At 41.9% G+C, this 18,533-nt stretch carries 18 protein-coding genes and 1 tRNA gene; 3 read left to right on the top strand and 16 right to left on the bottom strand.

Annotated features, from left to right (window positions below; genetic code table 11):
* Positions 1 to 138 precede the first annotated feature (138 nt).
* From ACQRBH_RS01720 to murB, 11 genes are all read right to left on the bottom strand, one after another.
* Complete coding sequence (locus tag ACQRBH_RS01720; protein WP_427760771.1) at positions 139 to 321, bottom strand: hypothetical protein; 183 nt, start codon at positions 319 to 321, stop codon at positions 139 to 141.
* A 249-nt stretch (positions 322 to 570) separates the two neighbouring features.
* The gene (locus tag ACQRBH_RS01715) at positions 571 to 1,032 is read right to left on the bottom strand and encodes a DUF1700 domain-containing protein (protein WP_427760770.1); all 462 of its coding nucleotides are present in this window, start codon (positions 1,030 to 1,032) and stop codon (positions 571 to 573) included.
* Positions 1,033 to 1,175: 143 nt separating this feature from the next.
* On the bottom strand, positions 1,176 to 3,287 hold the full coding sequence (locus ACQRBH_RS01710) for a glutamine synthetase III (RefSeq protein ID WP_427743007.1): 2,112 nt from the start codon (positions 3,285 to 3,287) through the stop codon (positions 1,176 to 1,178).
* 188 nt (positions 3,288 to 3,475) lie between these two features.
* Positions 3,476 to 4,342 carry a class II fructose-1,6-bisphosphate aldolase gene (gene fba, locus ACQRBH_RS01705; protein ID WP_235232926.1) on the bottom strand — a complete coding sequence of 289 codons (867 nt, stop codon included), beginning with the start codon at positions 4,340 to 4,342 and terminating at the stop codon, positions 3,476 to 3,478.
* 129 nt (positions 4,343 to 4,471) lie between these two features.
* The gene (locus tag ACQRBH_RS01700) at positions 4,472 to 5,413 is read right to left on the bottom strand and encodes an aldo/keto reductase (RefSeq protein ID WP_427743008.1); all 942 of its coding nucleotides are present in this window, start codon (positions 5,411 to 5,413) and stop codon (positions 4,472 to 4,474) included.
* Positions 5,414 to 5,688: 275 nt separating this feature from the next.
* Positions 5,689 to 5,760, bottom strand: a tRNA-Glu gene (locus ACQRBH_RS01695).
* A gap of 81 nt (positions 5,761 to 5,841) precedes the next feature.
* A complete protein-coding gene (locus ACQRBH_RS01690; RefSeq protein WP_427743009.1) occupies positions 5,842 to 6,771 on the bottom strand; it encodes a diacylglycerol/lipid kinase family protein in 930 nt (309 codons plus the stop codon).
* Between the two features lie 82 nt (positions 6,772 to 6,853).
* On the bottom strand, positions 6,854 to 7,111 hold the full coding sequence (locus ACQRBH_RS01685; RefSeq protein ID WP_235232929.1) for an HPr family phosphocarrier protein: 258 nt from the start codon (positions 7,109 to 7,111) through the stop codon (positions 6,854 to 6,856).
* A gap of 14 nt (positions 7,112 to 7,125) precedes the next feature.
* Entirely contained in the window at positions 7,126 to 8,007 is an 882-nt protein-coding gene (gene whiA, locus ACQRBH_RS01680) for a DNA-binding protein WhiA (RefSeq protein WP_427743010.1), read from the bottom strand.
* A 9-nt stretch (positions 8,008 to 8,016) separates the two neighbouring features.
* Entirely contained in the window at positions 8,017 to 8,898 is an 882-nt protein-coding gene (gene rapZ / locus ACQRBH_RS01675; RefSeq protein ID WP_235232931.1) for an RNase adapter RapZ, read from the bottom strand.
* Between the two features lies 1 nt (position 8,899).
* Positions 8,900 to 9,811: a UDP-N-acetylmuramate dehydrogenase gene (murB, locus tag ACQRBH_RS01670; RefSeq protein WP_427743012.1), complete on the bottom strand. Its 912-nt coding sequence runs from the start codon at positions 9,809 to 9,811 to the stop codon at positions 8,900 to 8,902.
* A 143-nt stretch (positions 9,812 to 9,954) separates the two neighbouring features.
* Here murB and ACQRBH_RS01665 point away from each other — a divergent pair, with 143 nt between their 5' ends.
* Positions 9,955 to 11,241, top strand: a complete 1,287-nt coding sequence (locus ACQRBH_RS01665) for an HlyC/CorC family transporter (protein WP_427760769.1) — start codon at positions 9,955 to 9,957, stop codon at positions 11,239 to 11,241.
* 85 nt (positions 11,242 to 11,326) lie between these two features.
* Here ACQRBH_RS01665 and ACQRBH_RS01660 read toward each other — a convergent pair whose 3' ends face one another.
* On the bottom strand, positions 11,327 to 12,526 hold the full coding sequence (locus ACQRBH_RS01660; RefSeq protein ID WP_427760768.1) for a substrate-binding domain-containing protein: 1,200 nt from the start codon (positions 12,524 to 12,526) through the stop codon (positions 11,327 to 11,329).
* A gap of 297 nt (positions 12,527 to 12,823) precedes the next feature.
* Between ACQRBH_RS01660 and ACQRBH_RS01655 the strand changes: the two genes are divergently transcribed.
* Entirely contained in the window at positions 12,824 to 12,994 is a 171-nt protein-coding gene (locus ACQRBH_RS01655) for a DUF362 domain-containing protein (RefSeq protein ID WP_235232935.1), read from the top strand.
* Between the two features lie 161 nt (positions 12,995 to 13,155).
* Positions 13,156 to 13,515, top strand: a complete 360-nt coding sequence (locus ACQRBH_RS01650; protein WP_235232936.1) for a hypothetical protein — start codon at positions 13,156 to 13,158, stop codon at positions 13,513 to 13,515.
* Here the strand turns inward: ACQRBH_RS01650 and dnaB are convergent.
* The 4 genes from dnaB to galE all read right to left on the bottom strand — a co-directional run bounded on the left by dnaB (position 13,498) and on the right by galE (position 18,531).
* Complete coding sequence (gene dnaB, locus ACQRBH_RS01645; protein WP_235232937.1) at positions 13,498 to 14,838, bottom strand: replicative DNA helicase; 1,341 nt, start codon at positions 14,836 to 14,838, stop codon at positions 13,498 to 13,500. The two genes, ACQRBH_RS01650 and dnaB, sit on opposite strands and share 18 nt — an antisense overlap.
* A gap of 12 nt (positions 14,839 to 14,850) precedes the next feature.
* Positions 14,851 to 15,300, bottom strand: coding sequence for a 50S ribosomal protein L9 (gene rplI / locus ACQRBH_RS01640; protein WP_347375681.1), 450 nt, complete (start codon positions 15,298 to 15,300; stop codon positions 14,851 to 14,853).
* Between the two features lies 1 nt (position 15,301).
* A complete protein-coding gene (locus tag ACQRBH_RS01635; RefSeq protein ID WP_347375680.1) occupies positions 15,302 to 17,365 on the bottom strand; it encodes a DHH family phosphoesterase in 2,064 nt (687 codons plus the stop codon).
* Positions 17,366 to 17,511: 146 nt separating this feature from the next.
* Positions 17,512 to 18,531 (bottom strand): UDP-glucose 4-epimerase GalE, encoded by a 1,020-nt coding sequence (gene galE / locus ACQRBH_RS01630; RefSeq protein WP_235232940.1) that lies wholly within the window; start codon positions 18,529 to 18,531, stop codon positions 17,512 to 17,514.
* Positions 18,532 to 18,533: the final 2 nt, after the last annotated feature.

Raw genomic sequence — 18,533 nt, 5'->3', positions numbered from 1 at the left:
GCACTTGTCAACTCACACCGAAAACTTTCTGTTATCCTGTTAAAATCAAAAATATTTTTATACAAAAAACACCGCCTGCGGTAATCATTTTCCACAGACGGTGCTTTCGTACTTCAGTTTCTATTCTGTCAGATCAGATTAGTATTTATCACCGAAGTTTGTGCTGTTCGCATTCTTGTTCTTTGAAGTTGTACTCTGTGTAGATGCATTTCTGTTAGATGCATTCTTATCAGATACGTTTCTGTTAGATGTGTTCTTGTCAGATGCATTTCTGTCAGATGTATTCTGACTGTTGTTAGATGAACTATAATTCTTAGCCATGTTAATTCCTCCTAATCTTTTTGGTTACGAGGTTATTATGTCCGTGCTCTCAGATTTTATGTATCTTTTTCACAAAAATGCTCTTGCAAATATATTAAGTTTTTTTTAATTTTTAACTTGCTTTTTGAACCACCCTATATTATACTTAACAATGTAGAAAGAATACTTTCTACAACCCCTTATTAATTATTTATACTCCCCTCAAAAGACCGATGGCTCCCCCATCGGTCTTTTATTTATCCTATATATCTATTGTCGCCTATTCCCCAGCACTCTTATCACGAACATAATGATCAATAACGGAAGCAAAATCGGGGCAAGAAGGCTTATAAGACCGCCGATCACGGCAACAACTACCATAATGATTCCTACAATTCCCAATATCAGAAGCAATTTTTTCCACCAGGTATCAAAGCCAAATACATGTACATGGCCGCCAGCCTTCTGTTGTTCCTGTTCATATCTTTGATTATATGGTTCATATCCATATTCATCCTGTGTATTACCCTGTATCTCAACAGATTCAATAATTGTCTTGGCAATCGCCCACGGGTCTCCCAACTCCGCGATCACGTCTTCTTCCCTTCGTCCTTTTCTTACTTCATCACTGATATAACTATCGTAATATCTGACATTATCCTGCACAATCGGACCGCTCAGATCATTTGCCAACGCATGTCTTAATTTTTCCAAAAATTCACTTTTTGTCATGAAAGCCTCCTGCATCTATTCTTACATATATCTGTGCCTTACAGTATATTTTCAATAATAAAACCTTGAACTTAGAATATCACATACCCGTTTCCATTCCAAGTCCAAGGTTCTAAAATTTTTCTTATGACTTTATTAAAATCCTATACTTCAAACATAAGATCGCCGTAAGATGGCATTGGCCATGCTTCTTTATCTACGATCATCTCCAGTTTATCAACTGGTGCACGAAGTGCTTCCATAGCAGGAACAACATCGAAATGATAGTATCTTGCCTGCTCTTCGCCTTCTTCCATTGCTGCTGCTTTATCAGTGATTACAATAAGCTCTTCTAATGCTTTCTTTGTCTCTGTAAGTAATGCAGAGATTTCTCCCAGCAATTCAGCCTGAACAGATGCATCTGCGCCAGCTTCCTTCACTACAACAACTGTATCTGCCAGAGATTTTGTATACTTAATAACTGCAGGAACAATCTGCTTACTTGCCATATCGATCATCGTACGTGCTTCAATATTGATTGCCTTTGAGTAGTTCTCATATTTGATTTCTGCACGAGACTCAAGCTCAGCTTTGGTAAATACTTTGAACTTTTCAAACATAGCTACCGTCTTTTCTGTTGTCAGAGCAGGAATCGCTTCTACCATAGATTTAATATTCGGAAGTCCGCGTCTCTGGGCTTCTGCAACCCACTCATCAGAGTAACCATTGCCATTAAAGACAATACGCTGATGCTCAGTTGCATATTGTTTGATCAGATCATGAACTGCTGTCTGGAAGTCATCTGCATTCTCCAGCACATCGCATGCTTCTGAAAATGCTTCTGCAACGATTGTATTCAGTACAACGTTTGGTCCTGCGATAGAATCACGGGAACCTACCATACGGAATTCGAATTTATTTCCAGTAAACGCAAATGGTGACGTTCTGTTACGGTCTGTAGCGTCTTTTGCAAGATCTGGCAGTGTGCTTACACCGGTCTCCAGTTTGCCGCCCTTCAGGCTGTGCGTAGCTGCACCTGTACTGATCAGCTGTTCCAATACATCCTCTAATTGCTCTCCAAGGAAGATTGAGATAATTGCCGGAGGAGCCTCATTTGCTCCAAGTCTGTGATCATTTCCTGGATCGGCCGCTGACTCACGAAGCAGATCTGCATGTTCATCAACTGCTTTCAGGATACAGGTGAGTACAAGTAAGAACTGGATATTTTCGTGAGGAGTTTTTCCTGGATCCAACAGGTTTTTACCGTCATCTGTAGTAAGAGACCAGTTATTATGCTTACCAGAACCATTGACACCTGCGAATGGTTTCTCATGAAGCAGACATTTCATACCGTGCTGGCATGCAACTCTCTTAAGAGTCTGCATTACCAAATGGTTATGGTCAACCGCTACATTAGCTTCTGCATAGATTGGAGCTAACTCATGCTGTGCAGGAGCAACTTCGTTATGCTGTGTCTTGGCAGATACACCGACTTTCCACAGTTCTTCATTGACATCTTTCATGAAACCTGCGATTCTCTGACGAATGGTTCCAAAATAGTGATCATCCAATTCCTGGCCTTTTGGAGGCATAGCACCGAACAATGTACGTCCTGTGTAGATCAAATCCTTTCTTTGAAGGAATTTCTCAGCATCCACAAGGAAATATTCCTGCTCAGGTCCAACGGAAGGTGTTACCTTCTTGGATGTTGTATTTCCAAAGAGACGGACCAGTCTGATAGACTGTTCACTGATTGCCTGCATAGAACGAAGCAATGGTGTCTTCTGATCCAGCGCTTCTCCTTTATATGAGCAGAATGCAGTAGGAATGCAAAGTGTAGCTCCGGCTGCATCATGTCTTACAAATGCTGGAGATGTACAATCCCATGCTGTATATCCTCTTGCTTCGAATGTTGCACGAAGACCTCCTGATGGGAATGAAGATGCATCTGGTTCTCCTTTGATCAATTCTTTTCCAGAGAAACTCATCAATACCTTTCCACTCGGAAGAGGTGCAGAGATAAATGAATCATGCTTCTCAGCAGTTACTCCTGTAAGAGGCTGGAACCAGTGGGTATAATGAGTAGCACCCTTTTCAATTGCCCATTCCTTCATCTCATGTGCAATGACATCTGCTGTTGCAAGGTCTAACTCTTTACCTTCCTCAATTGTTTTCTTCAGATCTTTGTAAACTTTTTTTGGCAGACGTTCCTGCATGACTGTGTCATTGAATACGTCTTCGCCAAAAATATCAGCCACATTAATTGCTTCACTCATATCTTTGCGTTTCCTTTCTTAATCTTTAATTTTAAGCTAATGCTGCGGGGTTTTATGTACCAGAGAAACTCTCTTGTATAAAAGTCAGAAAAAAAGGCACTCCAGATAACTCTGGAACGCCTTTGTTCTTTCTATGCCTGTTAGTATAACTCAATCGGTCGAAAAAGGCAAGTGAAAATTTTATCAAATTATTCAGCCTTACCAACGGAGCCAAATAATTCCATCTTCTCTTTTACTGTCTGCATGATTGCGTCTACACCTGGTTTTAATAATTTACGAGGGTCATATCCCTTTCCTTCCAGATCTTTTCCTGCTTCGATATATTTACGTGTAGCATCTGCGAAAGATAACTGGCATTCTGTATTAACATTGATCTTAGCAACTCCAAGGTCGATAGCTTTCTTAATCATATCTTCTGGAATTCCTGTACCACCGTGAAGTACTAATGGCATATCTCCTGTAAGCTTCTGGATTGCGTCCAGAGTTTCAAAGCTTAATCCTGCCCAGTTCTCTGGATATTTTCCATGGATGTTACCGATTCCTGCTGCAAGCATGTCTACGCCAAGATCAGCGATCATCTTACATTCATTAGGATCAGCACATTCGCCCTGACCGATTACTCCATCTTCTTCTCCACCGATCGCACCTACTTCAGCTTCCAGAGACAGACCTTTTTCTTTACATACTGCGATTAACTCTTTTGTCTTTGCAACGTTCTCTTCGATTGGGTATTTGGAACCATCAAACATGATAGAAGAGAATCCTGCTTCAATACATTTATAACATCCGTCATAAGTACCATGGTCAAGGTGTAATGCAACTGGAACTGTAATTCCAAGTTCTTCGATCATTGCAGATACCATAGCTGATACAGTCTTGAAGCCTGTCATATATTTTCCTGCACCTTCAGATACACCTAAGATAACTGGTGACTTGCATTCTTCTGCTGTAAGAAGGATTGCTTTTGTCCACTCAAGATTGTTAATGTTGAACTGTCCCACTGCATAGTGGCCTGCTACTGCTTTGTCAAGCATCTCTTTTGCTGATACTAACATATATTATTCCTCCAATTCCTTGGCCATGTAACATTACATCTGCATGGCAATTATATTCGCTTGTTTCATTATATCTCATAAAAGGAAAAAAAACAAGGAGAAAGGTAATGCACTCTCAGAATATGGCAATTACAGAATTCTCTTTCCTGCTTTTGCATACAGCGTATACCATTCTTCTCTTGTCAGCGTAATATCTGCTCCCTGGCATGCATCTGCTATCCTTTTCTGGTTCGTTGTTCCCAGAATTACCTGCATATGTGCCGGATGTCTCAGAATCCACGCCACAGCAATCGCTGTATTCGTCACATTATATTTTTCAGCAAGCTGATCAATATAAGCATTTAATTCACCATAAGTCTCCCAGTCTGTGAGGAATGGTCCTTCAAACAGACCTTTCTGGAACGGCGACCAGGCCTGAATCGTCATTGCTTTCAACCGGGAATATTCCAGGATACCACCTTCATAATCGACAGCCTGTGGAATCCGGTTATTCACACTAAGTCCGGTATCTATCATCGGACAGTGAGCAATACTCAGCTGGAGCTGATTAAACACCAGTGGAGCATCCACCGCACGGTCAAGGAGTTCCACCTGTCCCGGATTCATATTCGAGACTCCAAAGTATCGAACCTTGCCTGCCTTATGTAGAGTTTCAAAAGCATCCGCAACTTCTTCTGGTTCCATCAAAGTATCCGGGCGATGGAGAAGCAGAGCATCCAGATATTCCGTCTGCAATCTTGTCAATATTCCATCCACAGCCTCCAGAATATGTTCCTTTGAAAAGTCGTAATAATCCTGTTCGCTCTTGCAGATGCCGCATTTACTCTGAATATATACTTTATCACGTAGTCCCGGATTCTCCTTAAGCACTTGTCCAAACAATTGCTCACATTCACCGCGCATTCCAGCAGTGCCATACACATCGGCATGATCAAAACTGTTGATTCCGTTCTCCAGACAAAGATTCACTATTTGCTCAACTTCCGTACTGCTCATTCCTTTAAAGCGCATGCAGCCTTGTATGACTGCTGATTGTCGCATATTCGTGTGCGGAATCTCATAATATTTCATCGTCATCTCTCCTTCCAATTACCATTCTGATTATGTTTTCTATATGATGGTAGAACAAAGTGGACAAGTCCACTTCAACTCCCTATATCCCTCACTCATGAGGGGCTTGTACACTTTGGCGCGAAACGCATGTCACGAAGTGACAATTTTCCATATGCGTTTCTGCGCATCCCCACGGAGTGTTTTTGTTTCATAGGAAATCCGAAGGAATTTCCTATGAAACAAAAAAATTCGCTGAGCACCTGTATTTCAAAGCATTCAGCGAATTGGTTAAGTGACTCCGAGGGGAATCGAACCCCTGATTCCAGCGTGAGAGGCTAGCGTCTTGACCGCTTGACCACGGAGCCATATTCATACGTCTTTCTGTTTCGTACTTGCCTATTATAGCAAACAATTGCCAAATAGGCAAGCACTTTTTTCAAAATATGTTATTTTTCTTCCGGATCTTCCATCAATTCTTCGACATGGGTCTCCGGCACCATTATCATAAGCTGTTTATTCAGATTGTCTATCACAACTTCATCATGCTCACCGCCGAATTCTCCGTCTAGTGTCCATGGGATTTCCTCAATAGACTCAAACGTAATATGACCCGTTTTAAATGTATACATATGTTTGGTATCTATCTGTTCAATCAGAAGCGCAGCTATAATCTCCTGCAATTCAATCGGATTCTTCGGGCGTTTGATCAGGGTCACTTCAAACAGGCCGTCATCAAACGCTACCTGTCTGCCGATCATATTACGGAACCCTCCTACCGAACGGGAATTTGTCACCATACCCAGGATAAACTCATCTTCAATAACCTCATCTTCATGTATCACTTTGATCCGATAGGAAGGCACATTGAACAACTGTTTCGTTCCTTCCAGAACATAAGCCAGATGCCCCAGGATATTTTTCATCTCCTGCTTGGTCTCGTAGGAAACACTGGTAAAAATTCCAAATGCCGCAACATATACAAACGTATCATCATTAAACCGACCCACATCACAAGGAAATACAACACCGTTTACCGCATTGTCTGCCGCCTTCAAAAGTCCCTTCGGGATATGCAGACTATTTGCGAAGTCATTGGTTGTCCCTGTCGGAATATATCCGATTGGAGTTTTCTCTTTCCTTTTCATCATTCCGGTCACAACTTCGTCAATCGTTCCATCACCGCCGCTACACACAACCAGATCATAATCTTTCGCATTGTACTTCAGTACTTTTTTATAAGCATCCCGGTATGACTGGGTTGGATATGCAGTTACTTCATAACCCGCTTTTACAAATATGTCAATGATATCCGACAACTGTGGTTTTAAAAGTTCCTTTCCTGCATGAGGATTATAAATAAATAATAACCGTTTCATACATATCTCCTCCTTCTATCATAAGATAAACAAAAGGACATGTTGATTCCATGCCCTCTGCCTTTTGCTGATTATGTATTATTTAGTTGTTCGCAACCAAAAAGTTTTCTACACCTGCCGCGGCTTCTGCTTCGTCTTTTCCCTCTGCTACCACCGTAATATTCTCACCCTTCTGCAGTCTTAAGCTCATCATTCCCATGATACTCTTGGCATTGATCTTTTTATTATCAATTTCAATGTATACCTGACTTGCATATTGACTTGCTTCCTGAACCAAGTGTGCAATCGGACGATCTTCCATATCCATATTGTTTTGAATAGTAACAGGTTTCTTGATCATAAAAAAGCTCCTCCCTATTGTTCCCTTAACTTTTCTGCTATTTCACTTAATTTCCTGAGCCGGTGATTTACCCCGGATTTCCCTAACGGTGTTTCCAGGAGTTCCCCCAGTTCCTTCAAAGTTGCATCCCGATATGCAAGACGTGTAAGGGCAACGTCTTTCAACCCTTCGGGCAACTTTTCAAAACCAACGGTATCTTGTATATATTTGATATCCTCTATCTGCCTGACAGCGGCAGATACGGTTTTGTTAATATTAGCTGTCTCGCAGTTCACTTTACGATTTACAGAGTTACGCATCTCCTTCATGATCCTGACATTCTCAAGTTCCATCAACGCAACATGCGCTTCCATAACATTCAGAATATCAACAATCTGCGAGCCTTCTTTTAAATACACAACGTAGGTCTTCTTTCTGCTGACGATCTTCGCCTCCATATCGAAACTATTTATCATATTCTTCAGATGTTCTGCCTGATCCTGTGTATTGCAGACAATTTCGAAATGATAGGATTTACTCGGATCGCTCATCGAACCTGAAGCGATAAACGCACCACGGATATATGCCCTCTTGCAGCATACCGCCTGCACGATCGTATTCTTCACAGCCAACAATTCTTCACCTTTGGCGTAAATATAATAATTGCAGCTTCCTTTGCTCATATTCCTACGAATTGCGATATCAGTTCTTATATTAAATGTTTTTTCCAATAATGTAAAGCATTTTCTTGCAACTCCAAGATTTTCCGTATGAAGTTTCATGACACATACGCCTTTCTTGTCTTGTGAAAATGCTCCTGTCATATGCACAATTGCCGATAATTCCGCGAGATTACAGTGTCTGGCCTTCGCATAATGCTGCATCAGCTCTTCTCTTATCTTTCCTGAAAATGACATCTCTTACTCCTATCTTGCCTTGGTAATTGCATCCTTTCCTATGTCCCGATGTTCAATACGAACTCCATAATTCTCATTCTTACTCAACACCCGAAACAGTTCATTGGCAAGTGTAACCGAGCGATGCTTTCCTCCGGTACATCCAATTCCGATTACCAACTGCGTTTTCCCTTCCAAAATATAATTCGGGATCAGGAATTCCACCATATCTGACAACTTCTCCAGAAATACATTTGCCTTCTCATTCTGCATTACATAATCTCTTACTTCTTTGTCATTTCCGCTCTTAGGACGTAATTCTTCTATATAATATGGGTTCGGCAAGAAACGCACATCAAACACCAGATCTGCATCTGCCGGGATTCCATATTTGAAGCCAAAAGAAAGCACCGAGATATAAAGATTCTTATATTCTTTATTTTGCACAAATATCTTATTTAATTCTGCCTTTAACTCTCTCGTCAGCATATGGCTTGTATCTATCAGATAATCCGCTCTCTTACGTAAGAATTGAATGCGCTGTCTCTCCATACGGATTCCCTGATCAACGCGCCCTTCATTTCCCGCCAACGGATGGAACCGCCTGGTCTCTTTGTATCGTTTGATCAGGACATCGTCACTGGATTCCAAGAACAGAATCTCATACTGCATTCCAGTACTATCCAATTCTTCCAGTACTTTTTCCAGTTCTTCAAAGCTCTGTCCACTTCGGATATCCACACCCAGAGCCGCCTTATTGATCTCTGTTCCAGGCACCCGTAACAGATCTGCCATCTTCGGGATCAAAGGTACCGGCAGATTATCTACGCAAAAATATCCTACATCTTCCAACATTTTAAGAGCTGTACTTTTTCCCGCTCCTGACATTCCTGTTACAATTACACATCTCATCTTAGAATTCTCCTAGTCTCTTCACTTCCGGCTCTAATTTTACTCCAAATTCTTCTTCCACTCTGGCAGATACCTGTCGCATTAATTCTGCTACATCAGCTGCTGTTGCATTCTCTCTGTTAATCACAAATCCACAATGCTTCTCCGACACTTGTGCACCGCCCACAGAGAAACCTCTAAGGCCTGCATCCTGTATCAGCTTTCCTGCAAAATATCCTTCCGGACGCTTAAATGTACTTCCGGCACTTGGATATTCTAACGGCTGCTTGCTGACTCTCTTGTCCTTCAGCTCTTCCATCAAGGACTTAATTGCTTCTTTTTCGCCTTCCCGAAGCTGTATTCTTGCCTCCAGCACAATATAGCCCTTTCTGGCAATAATACTGGTACGATAACCCAATTCCAGATTCTCCTTTGGAATAATAAGCACTTCTCCTTCTTCCGTCAAAACAGTGACTTCCTCCAGGACATCCTTCATCTCGCCACCATATGCTCCCGCATTCATTACACAGGCGCCTCCCAAAGTTCCGGGAATCCCTGCTGCAAATTCGAATCCTGTAAGTCCATTTTCCAAGGCCTTATTCGCAATTGCAGACAACAAAGCTCCCGCCTGAGCCACAATCACATTTTCCTCAATCTCAATGCAGCTCATCTCCTTATAAATCTGAAGAACAACACCTCGATATCCCTGGTCAGATACCAGGAGATTGCTGCCATTCCCAATAATATAATAAGGAAATGATTCTCTCCGACACAAATCGATTACTTTTTTCACTTCTTCGGCTGTCCTTGGCATCACAAAAAATTCAGCCGGTCCTCCTACACGGAATGTCGTATGATTCTTCATAGGTTCTTCTGTTTTAACCTGTTCTTCACTCATTATTTTCAACAATTCATTATATAAAATCTGATTCATATTCTTCTCCATACACACTACTTGATTTCTCCGTACATCATACACTAAATAACCCATAAATTCAACGTACACTTGCAAAATCCTTATAAATGCGTTATATTATTGCCATATTAATTTTAATCAAAAAGGAGTGAACTTTTCAATTGGACTCGAGTGACGTCACACAACTCATTATTCTAATTATTTTATTGATATTATCTGCTTTCTTTTCATCGGCAGAAACAGCCTTGACAACGGTGAATAAGATCCGGATCCGCAGTCTGGCTGACGAAGGAAATAAACGTGCAAAATCGGTCTTAAAAGTTACCGATGATTCCGGCAAGATGCTCAGTGCCATATTAATTGGCAACAACATCGTCAATCTGTCAGCAGCGTCCTTGACCACCAGTCTTGCTTACAGCTTTGGCGGTTCCATGGTAGCAATTGCCAGCGGAATATTAACCGTATTGATTCTTTTATTCGGTGAGATAACCCCGAAGACCACGGCTACCATTCATTCCGAGAAAATGTCATTGCTCTATGCACCGGTCATCCATTTTTTCATGAAGGTCATGACACCTTTTATTTTTGTGATCAACGGATTGTCTACCGTCGTTTTATTACTTCTCCGTGTGGATGCGAAGGCAAAAAACACTGCAATGACAGAAACCGAACTGCGTACCATTGTAGAGGTAAGCCACGAAGACGGAGTGATTGAATCCGATGAAAGGGAGATGATCAATAACGTATTCGACCTAGGTGATGCCAAGGCAAAAGACGTTATGGTTCCCCGCGTCCATGTGACATTTGCTGATATTAACAGTACTTATGCGGAGTTGATTGAAATCTTTCGTGAAGATAAATTTACACGTCTTCCTATTTTCGAAGACACCACAGATAATGTTGTTGGTACTATTAATATGAAGGACTTGTTGTTATATGACAACACAAAGGAATTCAACATCCGCGATATACTTAGAGAAGCGTATTTTACTTACGAATACAAAAGCATCTCAGAGCTTCTTGTAGAGATGCGTCAGGCTTCATTCAACATTGCAATTGTATTGGATGAATATGGCGAAACAGCCGGACTTATTACCCTGGAAGACATATTAGAAGAGATTGTCGGTGAGATTCATGATGAATACGATGAAAACGAAGAAGATTTTATTCAGGAAATCAGCGACCGCGAATATATCGTAGAAGGTTCTATCAATCTGGATGACCTGAATGATCGTCTGGATCTTAACTTAAGTTCTGAAGAATATGATTCTCTTGGAGGATTCATCATTGAATATCTGGACCGCCTTCCCGAGAAGGGAGACAGCATTACAACAGAAGAAGGAATTCGTATGGTTGTAGAGACACTGGATAAAAATCGAATCGAGAGCGTCCACTTGTATCTACCAGAACCGGCATCCAATGACGATAGCCACAAAGGAAACGATTAAATAATAATTCGCAGAATCGAAAGATCTGAAAAAAGAAGACAGGCAATGGTTTTTCCACTGCCTGTCATTTTATTTCTTATATATTTTAATATAACATCTTCTGGATGCTTTCATCTTCTAAGTTATCTGCGGTCACCCATGTATATCCAGTATTAACAAAGGCTTCATTTCCCATATCCAGTGCTGCTCTTGCCGCAGCCACTACAGTCGCATATCCCATTCCAAATGGATTCTGGACAATCAATCCATCAATCCTTCCATCAGACAAGGCTTTCATCTCTTCTTCGTCAGCATCAAACCCAACGACCATGACATCATCTGCTTCTGCTCGTTCAAGTCCGGCAATTGCCTTTTTCACTGTCGGCGCATTCGATGCAAAACAGCCCTTGATGTCTGGATGCTTTGCCAGAACATAATCTATCACATCTTCTTCTGTGATATCCGCCGGCGCAATCTGTACATCTGACTTTGCTTCCGCACTCTCTTCGTCTATCTGATATGTTCCCGCATTGATTTCATCTGCAACTATTTTCTGCATGTCTTCTAACTGATCCAGATGATACGATTCTACAATTGTAATATTAGGATGATTGTTCTGAATCTCTTCTTTAAATGCATTTTCACGATCCAGCGAAGTCTTGGATTTGGAATCATTTACAAACAGGATAACTTCCCCTGAATCGCCGATCAATTCCGCAAGTCTTGTTGCTGCTTCACGAGCAGCCACCGCATTATCCGTAGATACGGTTGCCATCAATCCCTGATAATCGCTTCCAGAATCATATGCCACGACCGGAATATCATTCTCAGCAGCCAGATCAAACTGCACCTCACACGCATTTGCATCTGTGATGGAGATTCCCACCGCGATCGGATATCTTGCAAGCTCTTCATCAAGGATATTCACCTGTTCATCCACATTATCTTCCGTCTCCGGACCGCTATAAGTAACCTTCACTTTATCCTTGCCTTCATAACCCAGATATTCATTGATATCAGCCGCTGCCTGATCAACACCTTTTTTTACTTCGTTCCAGTACTGACCTTCCTCAGCCTTCCCGATAATTGAAATATAAGAACCTGCTTCCAGATGAAGTCCCTCCACATTATCATATGCAGATGGCTCTATCTGATCCAGCTTCCCCTGGTATTCCTTCTCTTCCACCTGTTGCTTATTATCAGAAGATTCTGGTTCCTTATTCTCACTACTCTCGGGAGCAGCACATGCACATGCCAGCATCGCCACACATAGCATAACCGCCAAGACACTACTACCTTTTTTCATGACCTATTCCCTCCTGTTAATCATTATTCAAAACTCACTCAAAAAGCATCTGTTCAGTCTAGCACAAACCACTATACACCAAAACCGTGAAAAATTGTTGAAAATTTTCTTAATTTTTTACATAAATTTGATAAAAGACAGGGTGATTTGAATTGGGGACAGGGAAAATCGAATCTGGGACGGAGGAAAACGAAAAAACCCCCGTCCCCTCTTGTATATTTTCCCCTTTTGTATTATGATATGGGTAGACTAAATTTGGATTTATGTCTATTTATATCAAAAAAGGAGGTACATATTATGGCACACGTAATTAGTGATGAATGTGTAAGCTGTGGATCTTGCGAAGCTCAGTGTCCAGTTGGAGCTATCGCTCAGGGAGCAGATCATTATGAAATCGATGCTGACGCTTGTGTTGATTGTGGCGCATGTGCAGCTCAATGTCCAGTTGGAGCTATTTCTGAAGGCTAATCAACGGATTCATATGAGAACAAGAATTCAAAAAGGCATTGCATGTTTTGATATATGCAATGTCTTTTTTTCATAGATGACAGCTTTTTACTTGTTTCGCAGATAATCCATGCTATGATATAGTCGCCCAGAAGGAGAATATGATAAGGGGGTATAAGCTTATGGGTAGTAACGCGTTAGAACAATTAAAAAGGGAGACAAAAGATGATGCCAAACTCTACGGCTGTATCAAAGAACTTTATGAGCAGGGTGTTCCATTTTCCGAACTGAAAGCACTGATCCCAGACATCCGCCGCACAAGAGAGCAATTACAGATCAAGCGGATGCTTGAGAATAACAATGAAGTCCTTCTGTCTATGATCAGCAAGGAAATGTCTTTTCTTCTGGATGCAAAGGAACGTCAGGAAGAAGAAGAATTCAAAAAACTGGACCAGCTGATCCGCCAGCAGCAATCCTTTCGGAAATCTGCAGCGGAAGCTGGTCCCGTAAAAAAACTCAGAAAATTATTCCTTCCTGCTTAAGTTCGCGAACTTCGTGTATTCGCCGAGCCAAGCCAGATTAACGGTCCCTATCGGGCCGTTTCTTTGTTTTGCAATAATAATCTCAGCCTGCTTCTTAAATTCGGAGTCTTTATTATAGTACTCATCACGATAAATGAACATTACCACGTCGGCATCCTGCTCGATCGCACCAGACTCTCGCAAATCAGAAAGCATCGGTCGCTTATCCGGACGGCTCTCTACTGCACGGCTAAGCTGCGACAATGCAATTACCGGAACATTCAGCTCTCTCGCCAGTCCTTTTAATGAACGTGAAATCTCAGAAATCTCCTGTTGTCTGGACTCAGAACTCTTTCCTACACTTCCGGTCATCAACTGCAAATAGTCGATAATGACTACATCCAGCCCTTGTTCTAATTTGTATTTTCTACACTTAGAACGCAATTCAGATATAGAGATTCCAGGGGTATCATCAATGATCAGATGAGACTGTCCGATAATCCCGGCTCCTTCAATTAATTTCTCCCAATCAGAATCTTTCATATTACCGCTTCGGATTGCCTGCGCATCCACTTGCGATTCCAGCGAAAACAGTCGGTTCACCAACTGTTCTTTTGACATCTCCAAACTGAAGATTGCCACACTCTTATCTTTCTTAAATGCAATATACTGTGCAATATTCAAGACAAATGCAGTCTTACCCATAGATGGACGAGCCGCAACCAGAATCAGATCGGAAGGCTGCAATCCTGACAGCTTATAATCCAGATCGATAAACCCTGTCGGAATTCCAGTTACTGTTCCTTTCGTCTTCGAAGCTTTCTCAATTCGTTCCAGCGCATTCAGTACAACTTGCTTAATTGGCACAAAATCACTGGTATTTCGCTTTTGTAATAACTCAAATACGGATTTCTCCGTTTTTTCCAGCACTTCCTCCAGAGATTCCTTCCCCGCATAACAGATATTCGCAATCTCTTCATTCAGCTTAATCAGCTTTCTCATCACAGACTTATCAGCCACAATCTGTGCATAGTATTTTACATTCGCAGAAGTAGGGACCGCTGTCACCAGATCTCTTACGAACTCCAGACTTGCAATCTCGGCCGGAACATCCTTTTCCTTCAACCTTTCCTGGAGCGTAATCAGATCTACGGGTTTTCCTTCATTAAACAATTCTACCATCGCATCAAAGATCACTCCGTATGCACTTTGGTAGAAATCATTTCCACTGATAATCTCTGACGCAGTCGTAATGGCATCCCGATCCATCAGCATCGCACCTACGACCGATTGTTCCGCTTCAACACTGTGGGGCATCACTCTTTTAATGAGAGCCTCTTCCATGCCTGCTTCCTCCTAAGCCTCTTCCGTTACGATTACTTTCAGATCCACGGTAACCTTCGGATGTAGTTTCACCGGCACTGTATGGGTACCCAGAGTCTTAATTGCATCTTTTAACTGTACTTTTTTCTTATCAACATCCAGTCCCATCTGAGCCTTCACCTCTGTTGCAATCTCTTTTGATGCAATAGAACCAAATGCCTTGCCGCCTTCGCCAGTCTTGATAGACACTTCAATCTGACCAGCTTCAATCTTCTTGCCTAATTCTACGGCAGCTTCATACTGTTCCTGAGCAATCTTATCTTCATTTGCTTTCTTTAACTTCAGATCATTCAGATTCTTGCTGTTCGCCTCTACACCTTTCTTTTTCTTCAAGATAAAGTTTCTTGCGTATCCATCGCTCACTTCAACGATCTCACCTTTTTTTCCAAGAGATTTTACGTCTTCTGTCAATATTACTTTCATTCTAGATATCTCCTCCTTCTATCATCTCATCAATCACCTGCGTCAGACAAGCAACCGCTTCATCCATATCTGTGTGATTGAACTGTGCGCCTGACGCATTCATATGACCGCCTCCGCCGAGACGTTCCATGATTATCTGCACATTGACCTCATCAATGGAACGTGCACTGATATAAATTCTTCCATTGTATTCTGTCAGCACAAACGAAGCCTTAATCTCATTAATATCCAACAGTTCATTGGCCGCCTGTGCCCCAATGATCGTCGGACTCTCAATATGAAGATTCTCCCCTCTTGCGATTGCGAATTTTTCACGGTAAACCTTCGCACTGCTGATAATCTCAGCTTTCGCACGATAAGATTCCATATCATCCCGGAACATCTTACGAACCAATGTGATATCCGCACCACATCTTCTCAAGAATGCTGCCGCTTCAAATGTCCGGACACCTGTACGATTCACAAAATTATTGGTATCAATCATAATTCCAGCATAAAGGCTGCTGGCCTCAAGCTTTGGAATCTTAATATCATCCACAATATACTGCAATACTTCTGATACCATCTCACAGGCAGAAGAAGCATAAGGCTCAATATATGACAACAATGCATTATCAATATTATCGCTGCTCTGTCTGTGATGGTCAAGTACCACAATGGTCTTTGTCTTTTTCAGCAGTTCCTCACACTCTGTCATCTGAGGACGGTTCGTATCCACAACTACGACCATGGAATTCTCATCTGCCATATCAATCGCCTGTGAAGACTTCAAGAATAAATCATCCGGATAATTCGGATCTTTCTCATAGCTTTCATACAATGGCCGTAATGATGCAGACACTTCGTTAATGACGATATACGCCTTCTTCTCCAAGGCTGCTGCCGCACGACAGATTCCCATAGCTGCCCCAAATGCATCCACATCCGTCAGCTTATGTCCCATTACAAAGATCTTATCCTTAACCGTCATAAATTCACGAAGCGCCTCTGCCTTCACTCTGGCTTTCACCCGTGTATTCTTGGATGTCTGCTCCCGCTTTCCTCCATAATAAGTAATACCATGGCAATCCTTGATGACCGCCTGATCACCGCCACGTGCAAGTGCCAGATCGATCGCTACACGCGCATAGTTATAACTCTGTGAATAGGAATCCTTGCTAAGCCCCAGACCAATACTCAGCGTAGCCGGTATTCCATTTCCGATATTGACAGATTTGACATCTTCCAACAGCGAAAACTTATCTGCCTCAAGCTGCTTAAAATATTGCTTCTGAATCACGATAAAATACTTATCATTCTCCATCTTGCGAACGATTCCATTAACCTTCGCAATATACTGATTAATCTTCCTGTCTACCAATGCAATCAACAGAGACTGTCTGACTTCCTCCACGCTGTTAATGACCTCATCATAATTATCAATGTAGATCAGCCCGGCAATCAGACGCTGCTCTTCATTCGCCTTGATTGATGCATTAAGTTCCGTAACATCCTGCAGATATACTGCAATAAAATATTCTTTCTCCTCTGGCATCTGCAGCAATTGTTCGGTATCGCTGAATCCCTCCACAGACACCTTACGAAGTTCTGCTTTATACTCACGATCTCCGTAATAGACATCCATCTCCACTTTGTCGTTGACCTTTTTCGGGAAAATACTCTTATTCAGCTCCGGCATATAGCGGCTGATATACGCTTCACCTTTCAGCTTCTCTCCCAGCACTTTCTCAAACTGATCATTCATCCAGATTGCCTTTCCATCATCCAAAAGAATGGCATACGGCACAGCAAGCTCCTTCAAAAGTGTGTTCTGCACGATTCCATATTGAGCAGCAAATTCAACCAGATCCTTCATGATAATCGATTTGCTGTAAATATACAGGATTCCTACCATGATAATATAGATCAGGACAAAGGCGCACATCAATAACCCGACACGTCGATCGATCACTGCGACCCAGATATTCATGATCACCAAAAGAATCGCCATGATTGCAGGCCATTGAATATATAATTTCAACTGCCCCTTTAACTGAATTTTTTCTTTTTCTTTCTTTTCCAACATAACCATTTCCTCAATAATTACCAAGAACTCAACGTATGGAGACATTATACCACTTTCTTTTATAAAAAGGAAGACATTAGTTAGGGACAGGCTCTTTCCAGAACCTGTCCCCTATACACTTTTATCTTCTGTTTTCCTCAGTCTCCCTAACTGTTGTAACCATTTGGATTCTGTGACTGCCATCTCCAGGTGTCCTCGCACATCTCTTCCAGTCCGCGTTCTGCCTTCCATCCCAGAACTTTTGCCGCTTTATCTGGTGCCGCATAACACATGGCAATATCGCCTTCTCTTCTTGGTTTGATCTCATACGGTATCTCTTTTCCACAGGCCTTACCAAATGCCTTCACCATATCCAATACAGAGTATCCCGTTCCGGTTCCCAGGTTGATGATATCAAGCCCTGGATTCGTAAAGATATACTTGATTGCTTTGACATGGCCGATTGCAAGATCTACCACATGAATATAATCACGCACTCCGGTTCCGTCCGGTGTATCGTAATCATCTCCAAATACTCCTAATTTTTCCAGTTTTCCAACTGCGACCTGTGAGATATATGGCATCAGGTTATTCGGTATTCCCTTCGGATCTTCTCCGATTCGTCCACTCTTGTGTGCACCTACCGGGTTAAAATAGCGTAACAGGATGACATTCCACTCAGGATGTGCTTTCTGAAGATCCGTCATGATCTGTTCCATCATAGACTTTGTCCATCCATAAGGATTGGTACACTGTCCCTTTGGACATTCTTCTGTAATCGGAATCTGCTCTGGACTTCCATAGACCGTCGCAGATGAACTAAACACAATATTTTTAACGCCGACTTTGTCCATTACCTCCATCAGGGTCAAAGTTCCCGTAATATTATTATTGTAGTATTCCAACGGCTTTCTGACGGATTCCCCAACCGCCTTCAATGCCGCACAATGGATGACTGCATCCACCTTTTCTGTTTCGAACATCTCTTCCAGAGCTTTTGCATCCAGCACATCACCTTCATAAAAGCGGATTTCTTTTCCAGTCAGTTCTTCCACTCTTCTCAAAGATTCTCTGGAAGAATTGCAGAGATTATCGTAAACCACGACCTCATAGCCTTCGTTCAGAAGTTCCAGTGCCGTATGACTTCCAATGTATCCTGCTCCGCCTGTAATCAATATCTTTGCCATCG

The organism is Bariatricus sp. SGI.161 (assembly GCF_050313695.1).
GTDB lineage: Bacteria > Bacillota > Clostridia > Lachnospirales > Lachnospiraceae > JAFBIX01.
Note: the sequence above shows the minus strand (reverse complement) of the source record. Positions and strands in the feature narration are given on the sequence as shown.